The organism is Methylomonas montana (genome assembly GCF_030490285.1).
Taxonomy (GTDB): domain Bacteria; phylum Pseudomonadota; class Gammaproteobacteria; order Methylococcales; family Methylomonadaceae; genus Methylomonas; species Methylomonas montana.
This window is the reverse complement of sequence record NZ_CP129884.1, coordinates 878577-903392: the sequence shown is the minus strand read 5'-3', so window position 1 is coordinate 903392 and position 24816 is coordinate 878577. Positions and strand designations below refer to the sequence as shown.

At 53.1% G+C, this 24816-nt stretch carries 25 protein-coding genes; 10 read left to right on the top strand and 15 right to left on the bottom strand.

All coding sequences use genetic code 11. The annotated features are described in order from the left end of the window. Positions 1 to 17: 17 nt before the first annotated feature. On the bottom strand, positions 18 to 1151 hold the full coding sequence (gene carA, locus QZJ86_RS04445; RefSeq protein WP_301936756.1) for a glutamine-hydrolyzing carbamoyl-phosphate synthase small subunit: 1134 nt from the start codon (positions 1149 to 1151) through the stop codon (positions 18 to 20). A gap of 244 nt (positions 1152 to 1395) precedes the next feature. Next, complete coding sequence (locus QZJ86_RS04440) at positions 1396 to 1836, bottom strand: Spy/CpxP family protein refolding chaperone (protein ID WP_301936754.1); 441 nt, start codon at positions 1834 to 1836, stop codon at positions 1396 to 1398. 180 nt (positions 1837 to 2016) lie between these two features. Here QZJ86_RS04440 and QZJ86_RS04435 point away from each other — a divergent pair, with 180 nt between their 5' ends. From QZJ86_RS04435 to QZJ86_RS04420, 4 genes are read left to right on the top strand one after another with little or no spacing between them, the layout of a single operon-like run. Further along, a complete protein-coding gene (locus QZJ86_RS04435) occupies positions 2017 to 2700 on the top strand; it encodes a response regulator transcription factor (RefSeq protein ID WP_301936752.1) in 684 nt (227 codons plus the stop codon). Position 2701: 1 nt separating this feature from the next. Next, positions 2702 to 4177: an ATP-binding protein gene (locus QZJ86_RS04430; protein WP_301936750.1), complete on the top strand. Its 1476-nt coding sequence runs from the start codon at positions 2702 to 2704 to the stop codon at positions 4175 to 4177. 8 nt (positions 4178 to 4185) lie between these two features. Then, positions 4186 to 4572, top strand: coding sequence for a hypothetical protein (locus QZJ86_RS04425; protein WP_301936748.1), 387 nt, complete (start codon positions 4186 to 4188; stop codon positions 4570 to 4572). Positions 4573 to 4587: 15 nt separating this feature from the next. Then, complete coding sequence (locus QZJ86_RS04420) at positions 4588 to 5106, top strand: hypothetical protein (protein ID WP_301936746.1); 519 nt, start codon at positions 4588 to 4590, stop codon at positions 5104 to 5106. Positions 5107 to 5192: 86 nt separating this feature from the next. On the opposite strand, the gene QZJ86_RS04415 is transcribed toward QZJ86_RS04420, so the two are convergent. From QZJ86_RS04415 to QZJ86_RS04405, 3 genes are all read right to left on the bottom strand, one after another. Then, entirely contained in the window at positions 5193 to 6635 is a 1443-nt protein-coding gene (locus QZJ86_RS04415; protein WP_301936745.1) for a hypothetical protein, read from the bottom strand. Continuing rightward, complete coding sequence (locus QZJ86_RS04410; RefSeq protein WP_301936744.1) at positions 6635 to 8020, bottom strand: bifunctional glycosyltransferase family 2/GtrA family protein; 1386 nt, start codon at positions 8018 to 8020, stop codon at positions 6635 to 6637. The genes QZJ86_RS04415 and QZJ86_RS04410 overlap by 1 nt, the downstream gene beginning before the upstream one ends. 123 nt (positions 8021 to 8143) lie before the next feature. Further along, complete coding sequence (locus tag QZJ86_RS04405) at positions 8144 to 8713, bottom strand: c-type cytochrome (protein WP_301936742.1); 570 nt, start codon at positions 8711 to 8713, stop codon at positions 8144 to 8146. A 130-nt stretch (positions 8714 to 8843) separates the two neighbouring features. Here QZJ86_RS04405 and QZJ86_RS04400 point away from each other — a divergent pair, with 130 nt between their 5' ends. Continuing rightward, positions 8844 to 10505 (top strand): putative transporter, encoded by a 1662-nt coding sequence (locus QZJ86_RS04400; RefSeq protein ID WP_301936741.1) that lies wholly within the window; start codon positions 8844 to 8846, stop codon positions 10503 to 10505. 81 nt (positions 10506 to 10586) lie between these two features. Then, entirely contained in the window at positions 10587 to 11210 is a 624-nt protein-coding gene (locus QZJ86_RS04395; protein ID WP_301936739.1) for an alpha-ketoglutarate-dependent dioxygenase AlkB family protein, read from the top strand. Here the strand turns inward: QZJ86_RS04395 and QZJ86_RS04390 are convergent. From QZJ86_RS04390 to QZJ86_RS04380, 3 genes are all read right to left on the bottom strand, one after another. Next, positions 11197 to 11724: a hypothetical protein gene (locus QZJ86_RS04390; RefSeq protein ID WP_301936737.1), complete on the bottom strand. Its 528-nt coding sequence runs from the start codon at positions 11722 to 11724 to the stop codon at positions 11197 to 11199. The genes QZJ86_RS04395 and QZJ86_RS04390 overlap by 14 nt on opposite strands. Positions 11725 to 11821: 97 nt before the next feature. Continuing rightward, positions 11822 to 12217 (bottom strand): hypothetical protein, encoded by a 396-nt coding sequence (locus tag QZJ86_RS04385; RefSeq protein ID WP_301936735.1) that lies wholly within the window; start codon positions 12215 to 12217, stop codon positions 11822 to 11824. A gap of 28 nt (positions 12218 to 12245) precedes the next feature. Next, positions 12246 to 12704, bottom strand: coding sequence for a DUF302 domain-containing protein (locus QZJ86_RS04380; protein ID WP_301936733.1), 459 nt, complete (start codon positions 12702 to 12704; stop codon positions 12246 to 12248). Between the two features lie 17 nt (positions 12705 to 12721). Between QZJ86_RS04380 and mobA the strand changes: the two genes are divergently transcribed. Both mobA and QZJ86_RS04370 read left to right on the top strand, forming a co-directional pair. After that, on the top strand, positions 12722 to 13330 hold the full coding sequence (mobA, locus tag QZJ86_RS04375; protein ID WP_301936731.1) for a molybdenum cofactor guanylyltransferase MobA: 609 nt from the start codon (positions 12722 to 12724) through the stop codon (positions 13328 to 13330). Between the two features lie 108 nt (positions 13331 to 13438). Beyond that, a complete protein-coding gene (locus tag QZJ86_RS04370) occupies positions 13439 to 14377 on the top strand; it encodes a hypothetical protein (RefSeq protein ID WP_301936729.1) in 939 nt (312 codons plus the stop codon). A gap of 105 nt (positions 14378 to 14482) precedes the next feature. Here the strand turns inward: QZJ86_RS04370 and QZJ86_RS04365 are convergent, their stop codons facing one another. The 3 genes from QZJ86_RS04365 to QZJ86_RS04355 are packed head-to-tail and all read right to left on the bottom strand — an operon-like array spanning position 14483 to position 19193. Next, a complete protein-coding gene (locus QZJ86_RS04365) occupies positions 14483 to 14869 on the bottom strand; it encodes an HD-GYP domain-containing protein (protein ID WP_301936727.1) in 387 nt (128 codons plus the stop codon). Further along, positions 14836 to 15489 carry a response regulator gene (locus QZJ86_RS04360; protein ID WP_301936725.1) on the bottom strand — a complete coding sequence of 218 codons (654 nt, stop codon included), beginning with the start codon at positions 15487 to 15489 and terminating at the stop codon, positions 14836 to 14838. Before QZJ86_RS04360 ends, QZJ86_RS04365 begins: the two co-directional genes overlap by 34 nt. Positions 15490 to 15491: 2 nt before the next feature. After that, positions 15492 to 19193: a response regulator gene (locus tag QZJ86_RS04355; protein ID WP_301936723.1), complete on the bottom strand. Its 3702-nt coding sequence runs from the start codon at positions 19191 to 19193 to the stop codon at positions 15492 to 15494. Between the two features lie 564 nt (positions 19194 to 19757). Here QZJ86_RS04355 and QZJ86_RS04350 point away from each other — a divergent pair. Beyond that, a complete protein-coding gene (locus QZJ86_RS04350) occupies positions 19758 to 20321 on the top strand; it encodes a site-specific integrase (protein WP_301936722.1) in 564 nt (187 codons plus the stop codon). Between the two features lie 301 nt (positions 20322 to 20622). After that, entirely contained in the window at positions 20623 to 21381 is a 759-nt protein-coding gene (locus QZJ86_RS04345) for an Lcl domain-containing protein (protein ID WP_301936720.1), read from the top strand. A gap of 604 nt (positions 21382 to 21985) precedes the next feature. On the opposite strand, the gene QZJ86_RS04340 is transcribed toward QZJ86_RS04345, so the two are convergent. The 4 genes from QZJ86_RS04340 to QZJ86_RS04330 form a co-directional block, all read right to left on the bottom strand. Then, complete coding sequence (locus QZJ86_RS04340) at positions 21986 to 22795, bottom strand: hypothetical protein (protein WP_301936719.1); 810 nt, start codon at positions 22793 to 22795, stop codon at positions 21986 to 21988. Next, entirely contained in the window at positions 22785 to 23489 is a 705-nt protein-coding gene (locus QZJ86_RS04335) for a Rha family transcriptional regulator (RefSeq protein ID WP_301936717.1), read from the bottom strand. The genes QZJ86_RS04340 and QZJ86_RS04335 overlap by 11 nt, the downstream gene beginning before the upstream one ends. After that, positions 23486 to 23698 carry a helix-turn-helix domain-containing protein gene (locus tag QZJ86_RS21560; RefSeq protein ID WP_407081639.1) on the bottom strand — a complete coding sequence of 71 codons (213 nt, stop codon included), beginning with the start codon at positions 23696 to 23698 and terminating at the stop codon, positions 23486 to 23488. Before QZJ86_RS21560 ends, QZJ86_RS04335 begins: the two co-directional genes overlap by 4 nt. A 501-nt stretch (positions 23699 to 24199) precedes the next feature. Then, entirely contained in the window at positions 24200 to 24754 is a 555-nt protein-coding gene (locus tag QZJ86_RS04330) for a hypothetical protein (protein ID WP_301936715.1), read from the bottom strand. Between the last annotated feature and the right edge of the window lie 62 nt (positions 24755 to 24816).

Sequence of the window (24816 nt, the reverse complement as noted above, 5' to 3'; positions counted from 1 at the left end):
ATCACTCTATATAAAACTTAAGCGGAACGAGGCTGATTCATCAAAACGATGAAATCGTCGAACAAGGACTCGACATCGTGCGGACCGGGACTGGCTTCCGGATGCCCCTGAAAACTGAAAGCGGGGCAATCCGTGCGTTCCAGGCCCTGCAAGCTGCCGTCGAACAGCGAAACATAGGTCGGCTTTAAGTTGGCCGGCAGAAAATCGGCACTGGCGGCAAAACCGTGATTCTGGCTACTGATCATCACCCGACCGGTGGCCAGTTCTTGCACCGGATGGTTGGCGCCATGATGGCCGAACTTCATTTTTTCGGTCTTCGCGCCGCTGGCCAAAGCCAGCAATTGGTGCCCCAAACAGATACCGAACACCGGAATTTTTCGTTCCAAAATGGTTTTGATCGCCTCGATCGCATAGGTGCAAGGCTCCGGGTCGCCAGGACCGTTGGATAGAAACACGCCATCGGGATTCATCGCCAACACCTGTTCGGCCGGCGTGGTGGCAGGCACCACGGTGACTCGGCAGCCGCGATTAGCCAGTAAGCGCAGAATATTGCGTTTGATACCAAAATCGTAAGCCACCACATGTTTATTCAGATTCGGCGCTTCGCTACGCCCCTCACCCAATTGCCAGACATTTTCGGTCCAGACATAGGATTGCGCGGTGGTCACTTCCTTGGCCAGGTCCATACCTTGCAAACCGGGGAAGCCTTCGATGGCTTGTCTGGCGGCATCGACATCGACCGTCTCGCCGGCCATGATACAACCGCGCTGCGCACCTTTATCCCGCAACAAGCGGGTCAATTGCCGGGTGTCAATGTTGGCGATCGCAACTACTTTATGCTCGCGCAGATATTCCGGCAGGGTCTTTTCGATGCGCCAGCTACTGGCTAGTAAAGGCAGGTCGCGGATCACTAGTCCGCTGGCAAATACTCGCTCGGACTCATCGTCCTCACCATTGGTGCCGACATTGCCGATGTGCGGATAAGTCAACGTGACAATTTGTCTTGCGTATGAGGGATCACTGAGAATTTCCTGATAGCCGGTCAGTGCCGTGTTAAAAACCACTTCCCCCACAGAACAGCCGTCGGCACCGATCGATATGCCGTGAAACACCGTCCCGTCTTCTAGTACCAGTAATGCAGGTTTATTCAAGATTGGCCACCTTAGATGTAGAAAACGGGATAAGTCTTGCGACTCATCCCGTTCCTGATAGATAAAAACTTGGGTGATTTTACGAAATTATGGCTGTTTGGTCATTAACAATTTTCTAACATGCTGTATCGCGGAGACTCTGCCCAATCACAAACGCACTGTATTTATTGCTAATTTCGCTTTAGCCGGGCTGCCTGGAGGCCAACAGCCACTGCACCGGACTATGCAAAGCCAACAGATTCATTCAATGTTCAAACTTTGCGATTTCGGCTTTCAGTTTTTCTTGTTGCGGCGCTGTCAGCAACAGAAAAACCGCATTATCGAGTTTGGATTTTTCCAACGCCAACTGCTGATGAATCGCTGTCGACTTCTCAAGCAGCGCTTTGGCTTTTTCTTCATTGTAGTCGGCGGAAAAACTCAAGGCGTGCAATTCGGCTCTCACCGCATGATCCTCCTCAAAACGAGATCGACTGTCACCGAACTTGGTTTTCAAAAGACTCTTGATATCGGCTTCCTGCTTCTCGCTGAGATCCAGTTTTTTTAAATACCGCGGCAAATGCTGTCCGCTGTGGTCTTCTTCAAACCTATGCATGGGCGGCTTTCCTCCGTCGTGATGCTCGCCGTGCGGTGGCTTGGCCATTACAGCCAAGGGTAACAAACCGAGTATTAACACTAATTTCTTCATCACTCACTCCTAAATAATTGACAATTTAGCTAACGACAAAATCTGCTGAATTTCGCCGTAGTTAGTATTTCAAAACAGAGGTTAAGTGCTGTTACGACTGTGTAAATTCAGGTAAATCCGACTGGTGACCGTGCTGCGCCGCGACTATGATGACTATCGAGCGAACAACGAGCGACGAGCATGAATAAAGTTTTAATTATCGACGACGACGAAGAACTGGCAGGACTATTCCAAGAGTATCTGCAACAGGAAGGTTTTACAGTCGACTTGGCCCACACCGGCGCGGCAGGCTTGCAGTCTGCCCTGTCCGGCGATTGTCAGCTGGTGATTCTGGACATCATGCTGCCCGACATCAAAGGCACCGAAATCTTGGCGCGTATCCGTCAGGAAAGCCGGATTCCCGTACTGATGTTTACCGCCAAGGGCGACGATGTGGACCGGATTATCGGTTTGGAATCGGGCGCCGACGATTACGTCCCCAAACCTTGTACTCCCAGAGAGTTGGCCGCGAGAATCCGCGCCATTTTGCGACGGACCCAAGCCAAGCCAGCAAATCCGCAAGGCCCGATCGTGGCCGGCCCTTTGAAAATATGGCCGGAAAGGCGTAAGGCCTCCTGGTTTGAGCAAGACCTGGATCTGACCAGCACCGAATTCAATCTATTGGAAACCCTGGCCAGCCGAGTCGGCCATATCGTCAGCAAACACGAGCTATCCGAAAAAGGCCTGGGCCGGCCACTGGCGCGTTTCGATAGAAGCATAGACGTGCATATGAGCAGCATCCGCCAGAAACTAGGCAACCAAGCGGACGGCCGTTCCTACATCCAAACCGTGCGCGGCCAAGGTTACCAGTTGATCAAGGAATAAGATGGGCCGCCTGTTCTGGAAGTTTTTCTTTGCATTTTGGCTGGCGCTGTTAACGGCAGGTATCGGCGTCGGCACCACCGTCTGGTTGCGCCATGCCGCGCGCGAAAATCAAATCGTCGATCAAGCCGACACCATCGATGTCAGGCGCGCCTCTTTAGTCACTCTAGCCGCAAGCGTACTGCCGCATGGCGGGATCGACAGCTTGCGAGACTTCATCCAAACCCTGCAAAACACCCGCTTCCCATCCATTTATGCGGTGGACGATATGAACCGGGAGCTACTGGACCGACCGCTGGCACCGGAAGTTTTGCAACAGGCCAGAGCGCTATTTTTACAAGGCCGGTACCCCGACGCCATCAAGATGGTATCGGCCGACGACGGCCATCGCTATTTGCTATTCGTGCCCTTGCCCGAGCACGGTTTTGCCGACGCGCTCAAATCGCCGTTACCGGCAATCGCCCCGCCGCCATTCGGTTTCGACAGACCGCCACCGGAAGGCGGAAATCAAGAATCACCTCCTCTGCCGAGAGGCGAAAATCGCAATCCGCCATCACGCCGCGAGCCGCCGTCGCCGATTTTGCCGATCGTGGTCGGCGGGTTGGCCAGTCTGTTGTTCAGCGCCTTATTGGCTTGGTATTTCGCTAAACCTATCCGTAGCCTACGCGACGCCTTCGCCGCGCTGGCTCGAGGCCACCTGGAGACCCGCATCGGCCATACGATCGGCAGACGCCGCGACGAACTGGCCGATCTCGGCCGCGATTTCGATCACATGGCCCAGCAAATCGGTTCGCTGGTCAATGCCCAGCAACACCTGCTGCACGACGTTTCTCACGAACTACGTTCGCCGCTGGCCCGCATCCAGGCTGCCATCGGCCTGGCTCAGCAGCAACCTGACAAGCTGCCGGCCACGCTGGAACGCATCGAGCGCGAATCGCAACGCATCAGCGACTTGGTCGGCGAATTATTGATGCTGTCGAAACTGGAAGCGGGCGTTTCCATCGAAAAAGCCGGCCTGCTCAATTTTGGCGATCTGCTGGCCGACATCGTCGAAGACGTCCGCTTCGAAGCGGCACAAAACCGTGTCGACCTAAATTACCAGGGCATGGGCGATGCGCTGGTCGAATGCCAAAGCGAACTACTACACCGCGCCATTGAAAACGTATTGCGCAACGCCGTGCAACATTGCAAACCAGGCGGCAGCGTCACGGTGGACGCCGATTTCGATAACGATAATCGCCGCTTAAGAATAGGCGTGGATGATGAAGGTCCGGGCGTTCCCGACAGCGATTTGACCGCCATTTTTCAACCGTTTTTCCGCAGCGGCAATCACCAAAAACCGCATAGTACCGGACTGGGACTGACCATCGCGCATCGCGCCGTCGAAGCGCACGGCGGCAGTATCAAAGCCAGCAACCGGCAAGCAGGCGGTCTGCACGTCGAGATCGACATCCCATTTTCAAATCGGCAAACAACATAGAGGTGCTTATGTTCAAACTCAAACACTGGATTTTGCTCCTGTCGGTGGCCTTGCTGTCGGTATGGGCGTTTACCGCGAACGCGAGGCCGCATCACCACGGCGGCCATTTCGGCGGTCATTTTCATCCTGGCTTTGGTTTTTATCTGGGCGCACCCTTGTTGTTTCCGCGCCCTTATTATCCGACCTACCCTTATTACTATCCGTATTACCCACGCGAAATCATCACAGTGCCGGCCGAACCGCCGGTTTATATCGAACGCGAGCGCAGCCAACCGCAAGGCGGCCCACTACCGGAGGGCTACTGGTACTATTGCAGCAACCCGGCCGGCTACTATCCGTACGTGAACCAATGTCCGGGCGGATGGCAGCAGGTTGACCCTACGCCGAGGAATTAACAGGAGGATGTGGTAATGAAGAAGACAACTCAATTTGCAGGCTTATGCGCTACGCTGGCATTGACCGGCTGCGCCCATATGCCGTCCGGCCCTAGCGTGATGGCGCTGCCGGGTACCGGCCTGTCGTTCGAACAATTCCGGCAGGACGATTATCTTTGTCAGCAATACGCGACCGGCCAAGTAGGCGCGACGCCGAATCAGGCCAGTGCCGACAGCCAGCTCGGCAGCGCAGTAGTCGGTTCGGCGGTCGGCGCGGCAGCGGGTGCCGCATTGGGCGGTGGCGGCGGGGCGGCGATCGGCGCCGGGACCGGCTTAGTAGCTGGCACCATCGTCGGTAGCGGCGAATCCCGACGCGCCGGACAAGCCACCCAACAAGGTTACGATAATGCTTATGTGCAATGCATGTACGGCAAGGGCCATCGGGTACCGGTGTCTGGACAATTTTCCTATCAATCTCCGCCATCCAGCACGCCACCGACGCGCATTCCACCGCCACCGCCCGGCTCCCCACCACCACCCCCGCCGTATCAGTAATCACTAGTCAGCTCCAAGCGGTTTCCAAGCCGCTTGGAGCCCGCTATCAGGAATATGGTAAGCGCCGTTAAAAAGCAGCGAAATGACTAGCGGCTTTCTGTTTCGGACAAAAAATCGCGATGTTTCAGCCAAGGCCGCACCAACAGCAACAAGCTGAGTAAGGTAGTAAAAATCATATAGTGCGAGTAACGAAAATCGGGCGACGGCGCCGCCAGCATCAAGCCGAATTCATGCAGGATGCCGCTTGCAGTCAGGCAAATGACTTCGATATTTGCCGTTGGGGAGCGAAAGGCAGCCGCCAAAAAAACGCAGATTGCCGCGATAAAGTACGGCCAGGGCTGAAAATACCAGTCGTTGGTCAGCTTAAACATCGCCTCCTCGATTTGTTCTTGCAGCTTGCTTGGAACGGGATGCGCGCCGTAAGCCTGTTCCAAATCGGTCGGAAATTCCTTGCCCATCATCACCGGGCTCCAGCTGGCTTCCGGCACCCAACCCAATACGTATTTCGATACCGCCAGACGGTGACGTAGCCATAAAACGGGTTCCGCCAGGATGGTTTGTGTCCAAAGCGTGCGGAGCGCTTGGCGTTGCTGATCGGATAAGCTCTCAAAACCATGTATTTGCGATTCCATCGAATGGGTCGGGAGCTGCAAGGTTGGCGGCTGAGTTCTGAAAATTTCCCGCCAATACATCGGCGTGTAGGCATTCAGCAATGGCTCAACGGAACCGGTCGAGTTCAGCGCACTAGCCAGTCGGTCGAATAAGGCCTGTTGCCGATCCCTATCTTCAAGCCGTTTGATGACACCGGCAATGTCAAACGCGGCATTGGCCACCCAGGGATGAGTATGCCGATCGGCGAGGCGGGTATTAATCGCGCCAGTGGCGACAAACAAGGCAAGGGCCATTATCGCACCGGGAACTGCGGCTCTTATCAATCCTAAAAAACCGGCTTTTGGATATAAACGGAAGATGGCAAAGCTCAATATCGGCATCGTCGCGAAAAAGGCGTTATGCCGCAACAGGATGGCTAGCCATAACAACAACACGGTTATTGCGAACAACAGCGAAGTAAGCCCTGAGTGCTGGTTATTATTGCATTTGATATGTCCCGCCACACCGAAAGCAATCAGCAAGGCGCCCCACATCAGCACATCTTTCAGGATGGCGCCGCTGATGCAAAACACCGGCGGCAAAAATAGTAAAACGCAAAGCAAGGGTGCGGCGGCTTTGGCGCCGCAAGGTTTGAAAAAGGCACCAAAAACCAGATAGACGCCGAACCATACCAATACGAGTTGTAGAAACAACATGCCCGCCGGTCCAGGCAAGATGCTATCAGTCAAGCGCCAGACGATAGCCATCAAAGGCGGATGCCAATCGGAATACACGCCTTCGCGAGCTTCGAGAATTTGGTTGACGGCGTCATAACACAGAAAGCCCGGATACATGATGCCGATATGAATCAGGAATCCGGCTATAAAAACCGATTCGACGGGCAGCGTTCCCGCGCTGATCTTTCGAACGAATGTCATCAGATTTGGCGAACTTTTTTAAACACGATCAATCGCGAAGCCGAAAAATTTAGCACCATGCCGGCCAGGGAACCGACAGCCACCGCCAAGGCCGGATGTCGGTAAGCCAGCGGGATGCTGAAAATCATCCATAGGTAAGCGCCGTTATTGGCAGCCCAACCCAACATATTAGCCAACACGTAACGTAGCCATTCGTAGTGAATACTGTGCTGGCTTGCGCCAAAGGTATAGCTCCGGTTCAGCCACCAGGTGACGCTGACCGCCGCCGGAAATGCCAGCATTTGCGCCCGGATCGGCCCCATACTCAACACTAATGACTCCACCAAACCGGCATTGACGATATAACCGACAATCCCCACCAAGCCAAAACGCCAGATCTGCCCAAGCAGATCATCGTTTTTCGAATTAAGATGGTCACCGTAGGGCGGCACGGGTGACTCGTCGCCGTTGCTTGGCGCATAGGCCGGTGGTGGAAATTGCAAATAAGTCAGCATGCGCAATTCCTTGCGGCCACGTGTCACGGTATCCAGTATGGTGCCGGTAAACACGCTCAATGACGCCAATAGCATGATGCCCATCGCCAGGAAGGCGGTCGGGAATCTGGGCACCAAGCCGGTATCCAGATAAGTCTCGATCACCGGCCAAATCAGCAACAAGGCCGCCAAGGCTAGCGCCATGGCCAAGGTTCCGAAAAACACCATGGGCCGCTCGTGCCTGACCAGCCTGATAATCAGCCTCAGAATCCGCCAACCGTCGCGGTATGTGCGTAATTTACTTTCCGAACCTTCGGCGCGCCCCCGGTAAACGCCCTCGATGTGCGCGGCCGGCATCGACAACTCCAGGGTATGCACGGTCAACTCGGTTTCGATGTCAAACCCCGTAGACAAGGCCGGAAAGGATTTCACGAATCGCCTCGAAAACACCTTATAACCGGACAGCATATCCAGTATCCGATTGCCGAAAATTCGCCTGACCACGCCGGTCAACAACCGGTTTCCGAAGCGATGTCCGCCCCGGTAAGCCTCATCGCCAGTTTCGCGGCGGATGCAATTCACCAGATCGTAAGGCCCGCTCATCGCCAGCTTGATCATATCCGGCGCCAAACTGGCGTCGTAAGTATCGTCCCCGTCCACCATCAGGTAAAAATCGGCGTCGATATCGCGAAACATGCGACGGACGACATGGCCCTTCCCCTGCTGAGTTTCGCTGCGGACCGTCGCACCCGCCGCTAGCGCTTCCCTGACGGTGTTATCGCTGGAATTGTTGTCGAATACGTATACGTCGGCATCCGGCAACGCGACTTTAAAATCGGCCACCACCTTCGCAATAGAAACTTCTTCGTTATGACAGGGAATCAGGACAGCAATTTTGATGTGTTTAAACATGCTTTGGATTAATAAATATCCGAGAAAATAAAGAAATTATAAATGAAGGCGCCATTGGCACAGAAACTGGAAACAAGCCTCATCGCCGCAGAATTCGGAGCGATGAGACTCAAGCGAACACGCTTACAATGACCCCAAATAAGCCGCCAATGCCTTGATATCCTCTTCACTGAGCGATTGCGCCATCGCGTTCATCTGCGGCGCCTTGCGGGCGCCTTTCTTGAAATCGGTCAGTTGTTTTGCCAAATACGGCGCTTGCTGTCCCGCCAGTTTCGGCACCATGCCCATGCCTTGGGCATTATTGCCGTGACAACCCAGGCACATGCCGGCCTTGTCCTTGCCTTGTTTGATCAGGTTGGCATCGCCGCCACCCGCCGCCGACTTACCATGCAAACTGGCATAGTAAGCGGCCACATTTTGAATATCGTTCTCGGATAAACCGGCAGCGATCGGTTTCATCACATCGTTATCGCGCTGCCCGGTACGGAATTTGTTCAATTGGCTTTCTATATAAATAGCGCTCTGCCCCGCCAGACTGGGCCATAACGGACTGCTGCTGATGCCGGCGGCACCGTGACAGCCCTGACAAGCGGCGGCGCTGGTTTTGCCTGCGTTGATATCGGCGGCATTGGCGCTGGCGGCAAACAGCCCCAGCATGACGATGTACTTGATCTTATGGTATTTATTATTCATCGCGATCACCCTTGGTTGGCTTGTTGTACAATCCTGACAACTGAATGCGCTATCAGGCATTTCCATCATAGTCAGGCGACATTGACTAAGCAAACCTAAAATCACCTCAACCAAACCGAAGGAATAGGCCATGTCCTGGTTGCTCGCCCTTTTTAATCAAGATTCCGTACCGCACACCCTATTAATCATCAGCTTGGTCGTCGCCAGCGGCCTGGTTTTAGGCAGATTATCGCTGGCCGGCATCCAGCTCGGTATCGCCGGCGTGCTGTTTTCAGGACTGCTGTTCGGGCATTTTCAGCTCAGTATCAATCCGGAAGTAATGCATTTTTTACGCGAATTCGGCTTGGTGCTGTTCGTTTACGCGATCGGCTTGCAAGTAGGCCCCAGCTTCGTCAGCTCGTTTTTCCGTTATGGCCTGCGCCTGAACGGCATGGCCGCCGCGATCGTGTTGTTGGGCGCCGTGATCACGGTCATTATCAGCATCGTCGGCGGCATTCCGATGCCGGTTGCGGTCGGTCTATTCTCCGGCGCCACCACCAACACCCCTTCGTTGGCTGCCGCCCAACAAGTGCTGGGCAGCCTGCCCGATATCAGCAGCGAAACGCTGAAAATGCCAGGCTTGGGTTATGCGGTGGCTTATCCGTTCGGCATCGCCGGCATCATTTTGGCGATGTTGCTCAACAAACGTTTGTTTAAGGTGGACATCGCCGACGAAGCCAAACACTTTGCCGACAAACAACAGCAAGACGCCCATGTGCCGATCTGGAAAGACTTGCGGGTGGAAAACCCTAACCTGAACGGCCTGACGCTGCGGCAAATTCCGTTCTTCGAAGGCATGAACGTGGTGATGACCCGCATCCTGCACAACGGCGAAGTCGATGTCGCCGGCCAGGACAGCCGGTTGGCGATCGGCGATACCATTAGACTGGTCGGCGAGCGCGAACCACTGGAACAGTTGAAAATCCTGATCGGCCCGGAATCGGATGTCGATCTGAAACAAATCGCTACCAAATTGCAAAGCAGGCGGCTATTGGTCACCAACAAAACCGCGATCAATCAAACCGTCGGCAATCTATGCATGCTGTACGGCGTCACCATTTCCCGAATCCATAGACCCGATGTCGAGTTCTCGCCCACCAGTAACGTGCATGTTCATTTCGGCGACGAACTGAATGTAGTCGGCAGCCAGGAAGCACTGAACAGCATCGAAAAAGCACTGGGCAACTCCCTGGAGGAAATCAACCATCCGCAGATCATGCCGATCTTCATCGGCATCTCGCTGGGCGTATTGCTGGGCAGCTTACCCATGTATTTGCCCGGCATTCCGTCAGCGGTGAAACTCGGCATGGCCGGCGGCCCGCTGCTGGTAGCGATCATTCTCAGCCGGGTTGGCAACTGGGGCACGATGACCTGGCATCTGCCGAAAAGCTCCAACATCATTTTAAAAGACATCGGCATCGTGCTGTTCCTGGCCTGCGTCGGCTTGCACTCCGGCGACCAATTCGTCGAAACCTTGGTAAAAGGCGACGGCTTTTACTGGATGGCTTGCGCGGCATTGATCACCCTGCTGCCTTTGCTGATCATCGCCGCGGTAGCCCGAGTGGTCTACAAGCTCAACTTCCTCAGCCTTTGCGGTATGCTGGCCGGCAGCATGACCGATCCGCCGGCTTTGGCGTTTGCCAACAATCTCAGCCCATCGGCGGCGGTGTCGATGGCTTATGCCACCGTTTATCCGCTGGTCATGATCCTGCGCATCATTGCCGCGCAGCTGATTATTTTGTTGGTGAATTAAAACAGTTGAGGCGAATTCGTTCGCCTGACGGGCTTGCCGCCGGGCGACTAAACTCGCCCGACTTGCCCAAACTCCCCCGCTATGCCATTCTCGAACGCCTTATTCGCCAAACACCCCAACCTGGCGCCGCACGACGGCGAGTTATATCTACTGTCAGGCTTTTACCCGGCGGCCATTGCCGATAACTACCTGCAAATTCTGCTGCAAACCCTGGCTTGGCAAACCGAGCGAATATACATTTACGGGCGCTGGCTACCGGTACCTCGGTTGATGGCCTGGTATGGCGATCCGGGCGCCGATTACCGCTATTCCGGCATCGATCACCAGCCTTTGCCTTGGACTAAGGAATTGCTGACGCTAAGGTCGGACGTCGAAGGCATTTGCAGGCAGCCGTTCAACAGCGTTTTGGCCAATCTATACCGCGACGGCCGCGACTCGATGGGTTGCCATGCCGACAATGAAAAGGAATTGGGACCGAACCCGCTTATCGCCTCGCTGAGTTTCGGCGAAACGCGTTTGCTGCGTTTCCGTGATAACCGCAGCCGCATGACACTGGATATTGCGCTAAGCCACGGCGATTTGCTGATCATGGCCGGCGAGTTGCAACATCATTGGCGCCACGAATTGCCGAAAACCCGCCAAGCCAAGCAGCCCCGTATCAATTTGACGTTTCGGCGGATTGTGTCGACGCCTAATCCCGCTTGAGTTGCAGGAAGCGGAAAATATCGACTTCAATCACCCCGAACGCCGCTATCCACAGCAACGCGTCATATGCATCCAGCCAAGCCGACTGCATCAGCCAGGCTACTACCAGGCCAATCAAGCCGGAGAAGACGGCAATAGTCATCAACCAAAACCCGGTGTGGTGCCGCGCCACCATGGACGGCCAACGGACTTCCAGCTCCAGCAGTGCGATCAACACAAACCATAACGCGGAATTGATGACATCCAGCCATTCGCTATCGCGAATATAACTGCCAAACACCAACAAGATCACCACAATCAATACATTCCGCATCGCGTGCAGCGAACTATCGGCAAACGGTGCGGCCTTGACGGTTTCCAGTTCGAACATCACCAATAATATCACCCAGGCCAAGGCATCGACCGCAGTGGTCATGGTATCGAAGGCGGCGTAAATGCCGATATTCAGCGTCAATAAAGCCAGAATCGCCAGTTTGAACTTGGGATATGAGAGAAAGAATTCTGCGTTGGGCATGGCGGTGAGAAAATATTGGTTATTTGCTGCTACTTTTCAAAACGCTACTTGACTTGGTCACGAGTCCGGACCTCGCGAATATCCGCATACGGCTGTGCTATTTTACGAAGCACGCTTTTTCCGCCTCGGCATCGGCGTCTTTCAAACGGGTGCGTAAATCCTTGGACTGCTTAGGATCGCGAAACGCCGCGCCGGCTTCGCCAGGGGTTTTTTGCATCTGCGTAAAAGTTCTGGCCGATTCGTATTCTTCAAAGCTGAGTTTTTCGGCGATTTTGTCGATTTTGCAGCCGCAAGCGTATTGATTGATATAAGTCAGGCCGCCGTGCTTGGCGACACATTCCAGCACATAATCAACACGATCGCGGGTCGGATAATCGTTGACCAAGGCTGCCGGCTCGCTCTCCGCCGTTTCGGGTTTAGCATTTTCCTGAGTGGTTGCGCAACCGCTGAGCAGCGCCAAAACAGCAAGAGTCGGGAATAGTGATTTTTTCATGGTGCTCGTTTTTATCGTTGTGAAAATATTATTGTTCGGCGGCAAAATCGACAATCTGCCGCAGTTGCGGGTTCATTTCCTTGGCAAATTTATTCAACGCGGGATTATCGGTATCTTCCGGCAACAAATGGGTTCTGACGATGGTTTTGCCTTCGAATTGATAGGTCACGACATTGCAAGGCATGTAGCCGATCGCGTGCGGGGTAATATCCAAAACCGTCTTCGCCAGCGTCAGATTGCAAAATTGCACGGTATCGTATTCCGGAAAATTCTCGGCGCCTCGTTCGCGGATGACCTTGCCTACCCGGCTATGGCCGGTGATGCGGAAATTGTGTTCGGCGATCGCGATTTCCAGTTCCGCCAACACTTCATCGTAAGGTTTTGCGGTTTCGACTTGATAATAGGTCACCCATTCGCTGTGCAAAGGCTGCGCGGCGCAACTTGCAATCGACAGCAGGCTTGCGAAAATGGCGGCTCTCTTCAACATAGGCAAAGCTTATCATCATGAGCGGGCAAAACAAAGTAAGCGGCGTGGTACTGGCGGGCGGCATGGCTCGACGCATGCGGCAACAAGACAAGGGCTTGCTACCGTTCAAAAACCGGCCGCTGATCAGTTACCCGCTGGCGGCCATGGCCCCCTTGGTCGACGAACTGCTGATTAGCGCCAATCGCAACCTGGACCGTTACCGGCAGTTTGCATATCCGTTGATCAGCGATGCCAATCAAAACTTCGACGGCCCGCTGGCCGGCATTTTGGCGGCAATGCAGACCGCACACAATCCGCTGTTGCTGATCGCTCCCTGCGACTCGCCGCTGATCGAAACCGCACATTTGCAACGCCTGCTATCGGCGCTACTCACTAGCTGCGCCGACATTGCCGTGGCTTTCGACGGCGAGCGCTTGCATCCGGTATTCGCAGCCTTGAAAACCGATCTACGACTTGATTTGCACGCTTACCTGCAAAGCGGCGAACGCAAACTGCAAAACTGGTTTTACCGGCATACATTGGTAAAAGTTGATTTTAGCGATGCGCCGCAAATATTCGCCAATATCAATACGCCGACGGAATTGGCGGAACTGGAGAACGCCCCGGCACTCCAAGCGGGAGACTAATTTACCAATAGCAATATTCATCGGCGGTCACCAAGGCAACCTATCCCCTTACCCAATGATTATGCTAACGTGGTGTTTTTGCCGTCCGGAATAGCAATGAAGCCAATAATGACTCCCGCCTCACTCGCCTTCGCGTTACTCTCAATCGGCAGCTTATGCCCGCCGGCCTATGCGGTCACCACGCCGGCAGATCAGGATAAATTGCGGATTCATACCAGCATGCCCAGAAGAACCAGTGACTCGCTGTTTTCGTACACCGCCGAATGGCGCATCGACGATGGCGAGTTGTACCGTTCGACCGGTTTGAGCTTTTTGAATGCCAATAAGTACGACGCGGACACCCCGCCCGCCGCGATCGCCAAAAAACTGCTGATCGCGATGAAGGATGGCATGATTCAGCTGGACCCCAATTGGCGCGGCATTACCGTCACGCAACCACAGGATCAGGCGGAGCTGGTGATTAGCAATAAGGCCGGATATTCCTTAACCACGGTCACGGTCAGAGACTATAGTAATCAAGCCTTGCGTTTCGACTTGGCCGATAAAAGTTTCAATGCCGACGGTGTGGAAGTCGCCCTGGACTTGGTATTTAGCGCCGACGTTGAATATTTGGACGGCTTTAGTTCTAAAAAAGCCCTAACTGCCTCGCAAGGCGAAATCCAGATCGCGATAGACGATCAAAAACCCATCCGGATCAAAACCGACGGCAAAACCACTCGCGAACTTGAACAAGAAATTGCCAAAGAATTAAGTGCCTCACACCTTAGCGAAACCCCTTTGTACGCGGGTATGGTCACCAAGGACACCCGCAACAACAAACCTTTCGACGGTAGCGAAGTACAGCTGTTAAATCTGTCCGCCAAATCGATTGCCATCGACATCACCGATCCGGCCCTGGGCGTGCTGGCTAAATTCAAATATAAGGACGAAAACCACTCGGTCAAGGTCGTTGAGCCGCGTTTCATGCTGGGTGTGCTAGCGGTAGTCAGCGCTGGCGCAATCGGCTATTTTTGGCGTAGAAGCAAAAACGCGAAAAAACAGGCATAAGCAGGTATTTTCCGGGTGGGCGCGCTCCGCTCGCGTCCACCCACCCAAACGTTTCAGCGCGATAAACCCATCAAGTTTCCTCCGCGCCTATCGGACTGCTACCTTTTAAAGATTTCCTGCCAATGCCAGCTCGCGCGTATCCCAATCGGTTTTTATATCCAGAATGGTAGGCAGGATATCCATGAAGGCGTCCACCAATCGGGACTCCAGATGGCTTCCGGCGTTTTCTTTAAGGAACTCCAGCGTCTTGTCCAGAGGCCAGGCATCCTTATAAGGACGTTTCATGGAAAGGGCATCGAATACATCAGCAACCGCCACGATACGCGCCGACTCCGGGATATCCTCCGCCGACAGGCCATTGGGATAACCGCTGCCATCCCATTTTTCATGGTGATTTAGCGCGATCTCCCCGGCCAGCTGAAACATGGGGGCATTGCTTTGCTTGAGAATACCGTGACCTATATGCTGGTATGAGTCTTCATGATCGTCCATTCTTCCGCATCCAGTTTGCCCGGTTTTTTCAAAACCGCGTCGGGGATGCCGATTTTGCCGGTATCGTGCATCGGCGCGGCCAATTCCAACAAACTACAACGCTCCCTGCCCCAACCTATCGCCTCGGCCAGGGAGCGGCTATATGCCGCCATTCGCCAGATGTGGGCGCCGGTATCGGTATCGTTATAATGCCCGGCCTTGCCCAGCATATGTACCGCATCATGATAACTTTTTTCGAGCTTATCGACTCGCACCAGCGACAAGTGGGTGCGTACTCTGGCCTGTACGATGGGGACTGAAACCGGTTTGGCGATGTAATCCACCGCACCGACGTCGAATCCGGCTCTTTCATCGACTTCCTGGGTCATGCCGGTGACAAAGATGACCGGAATATCTTGTGTGCGGTTATTACTCTTCAGGCGGCGGCAAACTTCATAACCATCCATGTCCGGCATCTGCACATCAAGCAGAATCAAGGCAGGATTATGTTTGTCCACGGCTTGCAGGGTTTCCTGGCCGCTACGGGCAAATACCAGCGAGTGCTCTTCTTTAAGCGCCATGCGCAGGATACCCAAATTATAGGGTTCATCATCGGCGCATAGAATCGGACCGTTTACCATGATTAAACTTCCTCCAGGCTGATGTTTAATTGTTTTATGAGGGCTTTGGTTTGCTGCTCGGCGGCACGGAAATCAAAGTTATCCAACAGCTCGCGAATAGGCTCCAGCATTTGCGATGGCAAGGCTTTCTCTAGCGCGATTAATGAGGGCTCCGCGTCATCTGGGTTATCCAGGTCCAGCGCCAGCAGCAAATCACGCAACAATTGCAACAGGACCTTGCTATTGGTTGCACAGGAAATGACATCGTCATGTGGATGCGGCTTGGTAAGACGCGCAATCTCGTTTAACGCATCGTCCAATGCCATTTGTAGTATTGGCAACTCGCCTGCTTCACTACCTTCAGTCAGCTTTCGTTCGATCTTTTCGGCCAACTTCCATACTGCCATCAATGCCATAGTGCCGGCAGCGCCTTTTAATTTGTGCGCCAAGATACGGGCGTTTTCCGGCGATCCCTGCGCGATGAACTTAGCCATTTCATCGCCATCGTGACCATGGGCATCCGCAAACTTGCGCAGATAATTGTGGTAAACCCCAATATCTCCCCAACTGCGCAAGCCTCGCTCCAGATCGATAATTGGGGTTACGCTGGTTTGAATGGTGGGAACAGCCTCTGCCGCCATCGGCACGGCGTTGTTCTCGTGTCGATGGATGACGTATTGTTGAAGTTGCCTGATCAAATCGTCGACATCGAAGGGTTTGGCGATGAACCCATTCATGCCAGCCGCCAATGCCGCTGCCTGCTGATTCTTGAATGCGCCCGCGGTCAGCGCGATGATGGGCAAAGAAGTTAGACCCAGATCTTCGCGAATCTGCCGGGTCGCTTCGTAGCCGTCCATCACCGGCATCTGGATGTCCATTAAAACCACATCGATCCGACCAGCATTGGCGCGCAGCCATTCGACAGCAGCTTGGCCGTCATCGGACAGATGCACGACGGCAGCTTCCGATTCCAGAATGTGGCCCGCCATATCACGATTGATTTCGCTATCATCCACCACCAATACCCGCAGTTGGCGAAGACGCCCGTCGTTTGCTACCGTCTCGGGCTTATCGCAAGCGCTTTCTCCCTGATGCCGGCGCTTGGCTTCAGATACCGCGTTATACAGCGCGGAGGCCGTGATTGGCTTATTCAGAACGGCATCGGCCACTTCCGCGCCGGGCTCGTGCACCAAAATTTCGCGATCATGAGCAGTGGCCATCACGATCAATGGCCCGTCAGGCAAATCGCCAAGGATTTTCTTAATGCGTTGCCCCGCCTCCAGGCCATCCATCCCCGGCATGTGCCAGTCCAGCAGCAAGATATCCGGCAGCTTGTTATTCTCCGCACGGGCAACGACCCGCTGTACCGCCTCCTCGCCCGAGGCTACCACTTCCGGATTCCAACCCAGGCTGCGCACGGTGGCGGCCAGCATTTCCCGGGCGACGGGATGATCGTCCGCAATCAGCACACTCTGGAAAGCCATGGCGGGCTGCACATAATCCTGAGGCTCGAGCATTTCCACCGGCAGCACAAACCAGAATTCGCTGCCCTTACCCTGTTCGCTGACCACACCGATTTCACCACCCATCATTTTCACCAAACAACGACAAATCGACAAACCTAGGCCGGTACCGCCGAAGCAGCGTGTCGTGGAGGTATCCTCCTGGGTAAAGGCGTTAAAGATTTCCGCTTGCTTGTCGACGGCTATACCCTTGCCGGTGTCCACCACACTGAAGCGCAGATAATCGCGTCCGTCTTTTTCGAGCTCCCGCGTGACAGTCAGCGTCACGCTACCTTGCTCGGTGAATTTGAGCGCATTACTGGTTAGATTGACCAGTATCTGCTCTAAGCGCAGTGTATCGCCACGCAGGAATTCAACGCCGTCCGGCGCAGGCCCCATGATCAACTCGACGCTATGTTTGTATTCGACGGCCGACATCAAGGTAGCGACATTATCCAGCACATCGCTGAGCCGGAACGGTGCATGCTCGATTTCCAGACGACCCGATTCGATCTTGGAGAAATCCAGAATATCGTTGATGATGCCCAGCAGCGAGCGTCCGGCAATACGAATTTTCTTCACCAGCGAGAGCTCTTCCGGAGCGAGTTTGGCTTTTTCCAACAAATAAGCCAGCCCCAGGATGGCGTTCATCGGTGTGCGTATTTCATGGCTCATGTTAGCCAAGAAATTGCCTTTAACGCTGGACAGGCGTTCCGCCTCCTGTCGCGCCGCTTGCAGTTCCGTTGTGCGTTCGTCCACGCGCCGTTCCAGCGCTTCGTTCATCCGCAAGATTTCGTCCTGCGCACGTTTGCGCTCGGATATATTCACGATGGTGGCCAGCACAAAAGCTTGGTTATTGTCCCGATACGGGCTGAGCCCGATTTCGATCGGAAATACGCTGCCGTCCTTGCGGGTACCCTGTAAATCTCTACCGGCGCCCATGACTCGGCTGGTGGGATCGCGTTGATAGCGCGAGCGCTGTTGCGCATGCTGACGACGATCCTGTTGGGGCAGCAGTGTTTCGAGAGTTTGGTTGAGCAGTTCGGAAAGTCGGTAGCCGAACATACTCTCGAAGGCCGGATTAGCCATGACGATGCGGCCTTCCGCATCCACCACCAACAAACCACTGGTATTGGCCTCGAACAACATCCGAAAAGAAGCCTGAGCTTCCTGCAATCTATGCGCCGCCGCCGCTTCGCTACGCGCCAGGGCCGCATCCTTCTCGGCCCGAGAGCGCGCCGTTTTGGCTTGCACCAAGCGGCTGATGCCGAATCCGAACAGCCCGAGTATCAGCAACGCACCGCCGATCTTGGCCGGCCAAACCTCGGCCTCCAACGCGGACAGTTCGGTTGCCGGCACGTGGGTAATCGCTTTCCAATGGATGTTATGCACCAGGCGCACATCTCGTTCCGGCGCCGGCGAAACCGAACTCCAGGTCCACAGGCCGTCCGCCAAGCGAATTTGGCCCTGATCCGATTTTGCAATAGCGGCCCACACCTCCGGGTAGCGGGCGACCATGGTCACTTCCCGCTGGAACATGAAACCCCACTCATCAGCCTCGTCGGGGCTTTTCAGCCAGTAACCGTCTGCATTGACCAACATCATGCGGTCGACGGCCGGGCCAGCGCTGCTAACGAAAGCATTCAACATGACACGGGCGGCCACATTGATAATCAGGATGCCGCTACGATTGCCGGCCGCGTTGAAGACAGGTGTGGCAACCCGTAAAGTGGGTTTATAAGGCCTCTCGATTTGATCGTTGTCCACGTTCAAATCCAGCGGTGAAATATAAATCTCGCCGGCATTTAGCCGCATGGCATTGTTAAAGAAATAGCGATGTTGCTTGCCCTGCAATTCATGCTGGGGAACTAATACCGGCCGTCCGCCGATATTGTTGAGCCGAACGCGTTCCCTGCCTTGTTCGTCGATCCAGCGCACTTTATCGTAACTTGGATTGCGCGACATCAACGAGATAAAGGCTTCTTCCATTTGTTTGAGATCAGTGCCTTCCGTCGCTTCGTAGACTTGACGCACAGGCTTTTCACTAACCAGACTGGCCAGATGCCGTATGGGTACGGCTAATTCCTGATCCAGACGCCCTTGGCTAAGATCGACATAGGTTTTTTCGTCAGCCATCAGCATGGACAGTTCGGCATTGATGCGCGATTCGCCTAGCGCCCATGTGCCGACGACGACCAATAGCGCGATTGGCAGGAACAGCATCAAAAAGTCCCTTAAACCGCTCCCTGGCCTTAAAGCACCGAAATCGGAGGATGGCTTTTTTGCGTCAATTGAAGATATGTCCATAACCGACAGTTAACCTGAAAATATCGAGAATATATTTCAGCAACATCAGCATTCGGCTTGGCGGGCTTGCCTATCTGTTCATCGTTTGCCAGTAGAAGCAAAAGATCGACCTGCGCACCAAACCTATTTTGATATGGCTGTGAATTTCGGATGCTCAGCTTGCTCCTCCTTGGCGGACTGAAAACCTAACAATATGATAAACGGGCAATGTCTGCATACTTTATACACTAGATAACGACGCCGTGAAAACAACAAAAATTAAAGTCGACGTTGGCCTGTAAAAGATGACTGGCGAAGCTGTGGCGAAACGTATGCGCCGACGAGCGTTTGGTGAGGCGGCGAGGGGACGCCATTACTCAAGCTCGTTTGTCCGATGGCGTGGAAAACAGCACCGTTAATCGGATGCTTGCAGTTATCCGGGCGATACTGAGGAGGTCTGCGTTAGAGTGGGGTTGGCTCGATCAAGTGCCCAAGGTGCGCATGCTGCCCGTTCCTAAGCGACGTATTCGTTTCTTGACGCAAGACCAAGCCCGGCAATTGTTGACTGAGTTGCCGCCACACTTGGCGGACATGCCGCGGTTTAGCCTGGAAACGGGCTTACGACAAGCCAACGTTATTGACCTGCAATGGTCTCAAGTCGATCTGGCTAGGCGTTGCGCCTGGATTCATCCAGACCAAGCCAAAGCGAGGCGGGCTATCGCGGTCCCATTGTCGCCCGCAGCAGTTGACGTTGTTCAGGCTCAGTTAGGCAAGCATCAAGCCCAAGTATTCAGTTACAAGGGAAAACCGGTTACGGTGGTAAACACCAAAGCTTGGCGCGCCGCGTTAAAGCGGGCGGGTATTGAAGATTTCCGTTGGCATGATCTGCGCCATACGTGGGCTAGTTGGCATGCACAAGCAGGAACACCGTTAAATGTGCTGCAAGAACTGGGCGCGTGGGAATCTGTGGAAATGGTCAGGCGTTACGCGCATCTAAGCGGCGAACACTTGGCGGAATATGCGAGAAGTATGATCGATTTATCTGGTGCCGTGGCTACGAATTAGCTACGGTTTGATAATCCCGGCTTGGTTGTTCAAAGCTAAGTGCTTGAATTCATGGTGGGTCGTGTGCGATTCGAACGCACGACCATCGCATTAAAAGTGCATCACCAACGAATTGAAACAACGTGAAACTGTAGTTTATTCCTTATATGTACACAGTTTCAAGTTGTTTCGATCTGAGTCGATTTAGGCTCAGGTTGTTTTACCAGTGCGCCTAAATTTACGCCTCGCATTTTGAAAACAAAACACTTCAACTAACGTGGATAAAAGGCATTTTTGATACCTTAGATCCAAGATGAGCATAATGACTAACGTCAAAAAAGTAATTTTCACTACCATTTTTGCAATTGGCATCGGATCGGCAAAACTTTCTCAAGCGGCTCTTTATGATCGTGGTGGTGGTTTGATCTACGACGATACTCAGGATATAACTTGGTTACAAGACGCCAACTATGCAAAAACCACGGGTTTAAACATTTACGGTGAATTGAATTGGTATGCTGCTCAAAATTGGGTTTCCAACCTTGTTTACCATGACAACGTTCGTAATGTTATCTACAGCGACTGGCGCTTACCAACAGCTTATGCAAATGTAGATATAACTCGTTACAGTCAATCAGGAAGTGAATTAAGCACCCTGTTTTATATGCTTGGCGGTGAGGCGGGTAAGCCGATTGCAACAAACCACAATTACAATTTCAATTTATTCGGCAATATTCAGCAAGTATATTGGCTGGGTACCGAGTTTACCCGTATACCGGGTTTCGCTTGGTATTTCGATGAAAGTGTTGGTTATCATGAACTCAATTCTGAGAGCTACGTATCCTTTGCCTGGGCAGTCCGGGACGGCGACGTAGCTGCTGTTAACGTCCCCGAGCCGAGCATTATTTGGCTATTTCTAACTGGCTTTGGCTTGCTGGCGTTTAATCGAGGCTCGAAGGGCAAGTCTGTAACTAGCTTTCCGACCGTTCCTATTTCCGCCTCCGGCGAGAACCCTAATCGTCCACCAACTGCCAATACTCCTCTTCCGCAGACACCAGAACAATCCCCGCCATTGCCGTAAATCCCACCTTCCGCCATTGGCGGATGTTTTAATCAAGAAAACTCACCACGATCCAGCCAAGCCGAGCCGATATACTGGCCTTGCGTTAGGTTGGCGAGCTTAGCGCACAGCCGGCCCGTTCTCCCAAATGATCAGGCCGGCATCTTGTCAGCTCATGAAAATTGCAAGGACGCATAAACCGGCAAGCCCTATACGGTGGGCTTTGCCGGTTTTTTTATGACTGATGAATTTTTGATGGTACAATTTTTTCAAGTTGGCAACTGGCTAAACCGGAAGGATCAGTTCCCCGGTCGTTGGAAGTAGTTGCAAGAAAAGGCTGCGATTCGTCGTGGTCTTTTCTTTTTTATGGCCGAGTGTATCGCTCAAGTTTTGGATTACAATCAAGCTGTCGGCAACCCCAGCTTTGGCTGCTGGGATCGATGTCGGCGCAAGCAAAGGGCAGTACCGGGGTTAATTCGTCTGCGGCTCTTGACCGCAGCAGCGGATTAACCCCTTTTCTTTTCTGCTTCATCAAATGCAATTGAAATCCCTTTATTATCAATATCATCCAGATGTGGATCATCTCTTAATCCTGGGACAATCTTCCCTGGTTGCCTCCTAAATGTTATTTGACGACCGCAAGCTTTGGCGGAACTCGCTTAGCCACTGTCTCGCCGTTCGGTCCCGCTTCCAGGTAGTACTTCGTCAATGGTCGCCCCGTCGCCTCGATACAAATGTCGTCCAGTATTTTGTCAGCCGATTCCCGCAGCGCTTTGTTGCTCATCATTTCCCGAATTATGACCGCAGTCGAGCACTCGTGAAGGATGCACCCGTCACTTATAGAATCACCAACATTGGCGCCATCTTCAACATGATGCACAACCAAGTGAATAAGGCCTTCTATACCATCCTCAGCTAAGGCTTTCTCTACGTGGACATGGCTTGTTGACAGGATCGCCGCGTACTCATGCGCCGTTGCGGTTCCATATCGGTCAAACAGCTCCATTAAGCCAAAAATAGCATCCTGAATGCCTTTTGCTGGGTATTCGGCCAGTAGTTCTTTACGGCACCCAATCCGCTCCGTAAGAACACCTCTCATGTGCTCGAAAAACCGATTACCCTCGTTAATCCTAATCTCACGCGAAAATCGATTAATGTCATGATGTATCGCGGCCTTGGCTTTGCTTATTCTTCGGTAAACACGCTTGAATTTGAATAGCTCGTTTGCCAATCGTCTTTGTTCTAGCCTGGCTAAATCAGGCGTGTACTTGGCAAAATCTTCCGGATCCCAACCAGCAAGCCTAAGCGTTTCAATTGAGCACCAATCGCACGTTAACGGGCAGTCGTTGCCGTAATCAGAAATGTATTGTGCATGCTCAGTTTCCGACATAACTGTTGTTGGCTTGCCGCACTCGCAGATAGATTTATGCGTCACTGCACACCTCCAGAGCCTCAGTTTCACCAAGACCGATAGCATAGGCTTCGCGCCAAACATCGATATGGTAGGCTTTCACCGTCCCATAGTTCGCGTCAAACACGTCGATAGGCTCGATACCCATTTCGATACCCGTTGATTTGAGCAGTCGCCAATTGAACTGTTGGCCGTGGTGGATCATCTGCATGCGCTTGACTGTGCAATACTCTTTTGACCGATCCAATTCGACTGATAGCTTGTTGGCAAGCTTAACGGCCTGACTTGCGGTATTCATGGCGGTTGCTTCGCGCCGGCTGCCAATTTCGGCTTTGGTTGCGATAGCGTAGTTACGTTCTTGTTCAAGGCGCTCGATGTTCTCCAAAAGAGCGACTTGCTCACGCGCTAGCTCAAGCCGTGTTTTTGGTTGGCTTTGCATGGCTTCGAGTTCGTGCCAGCGGTCAATGATTGCCAGCCGGTACTTCACGGAGTAACCTGAAACAACAAGATCACACTCTCGACGCGGAAGATTAAAGCATGGTTTATCGCGATTCATGCTGTCTTTGTAGATGCCGTTAAATTTTACGGCATCTATTTCAGCTTCATCAAGCACCTTGCGAACATCCTTTAGAACATTGTCGTGCTCCTTGCCGGTTAACTTCGCGATTTCCAAAGAAGACATAGTTACCTGTCCATCGATAAGTGATAACGCGGTCATTGCACACCCCTGTCGACCGCCGCATTACCGGAAACAGCCGCTTTAAGATCGTCAATGCGCCACGCCCACCGCCCACCAACCTTGACAGGCTTTACCGGCCCCTTGCCAGACCAAGCCCATGTGTGAAGGGTTTGCACCTTTCTGTTTAGGAAAGCCGCCGCCTCTTTGGTGGTGACCGTTTCCCTATCTAACGTGATTTTCGTTGTCATTGTCTTTACTCGAATTTAAAAACAATGATTTTGTTTTAGAATTTTTGGCCTATTTGCGCCGTTTTCCGAATTTGAACGGACCTTGATCAGGCTTGTTTAATCAAGGGTCAGCTTTGTGCGCAACCCCTTGGAGTCGGCAATACCGACGTCATCCGTCCAATTTGGATGAATTCAATTGTTTCAATGACTTGTATCGCTTGCGACATCACTTTCGAAGCAGAAATAGGAGAGGGAGAATTTCCCTTCACCTATCAAGGCCTAATTTGAATTGAGACCTACAGACCTGGGAGGATTCCCCCGCCTTGTAGATGCCGTTAAATTTTACGGAACCTATCAAGCCCTTATTTGAAATCAGGGCAATAACCGGTATTCCGGTATTGGCCTTGTAACTGTATCAATGCGGGATGATACAGAACCGCTCAAGGCTAGTAAATTAGCGGAACGAGCGGCATTCCTGGATTTCCAGGAACGGTCAATTCGGTTCCGTGAATTCCCGGAGTATTAGCCCTGCAACTGTTTGGCTGGAGCTGCCGTCAAGTCGATATTGCTGCGAACGTAAGCCAGCGCCTCCTGAAGCTGCTTGAATTGATCAGTAAAGCCTTCCACCTTGTCCGGGTGCGTTCGTTGCATCATGGCCTTTAGATTTTTGATAACCTGCTCCTTTTGGCCTTCACTCACTGGCTGTTCAATCAGTCCGCCGAAGAACATCACACCGTGAACCCTGCCGGCCAGTCGGCAAGCCGAATTAACTTCATTGATCAGCTTGTTCCGCCCTACCTCGCCGGCAAGCTGCCAGTATTTGACTCGTTGCGGCAACTTATTCTGTGTGGTGTCAGTTATCTTGAGTTCGAACACAATCAAGCCAGCGGCATAAAGATCGCGCAGTGTTCGATTTATCTGGCTAATGCTCACCGGCTTTTTATCTACACCGTGCCAATCATAACCATGTTCAAGCATGTAATGTAGGTCCGAAGCGGTGTACGGTGGAGCCCCGCAATCGGCGTTCGGCTCGGACAGATATTTCAAAATGACTTGACGATTTACGGTATTTTTCATGGTTCTAATTGTATCAATGCGTAACAGTACAATAACAAAGGGTAGGCACAAAAAAAGCCGGG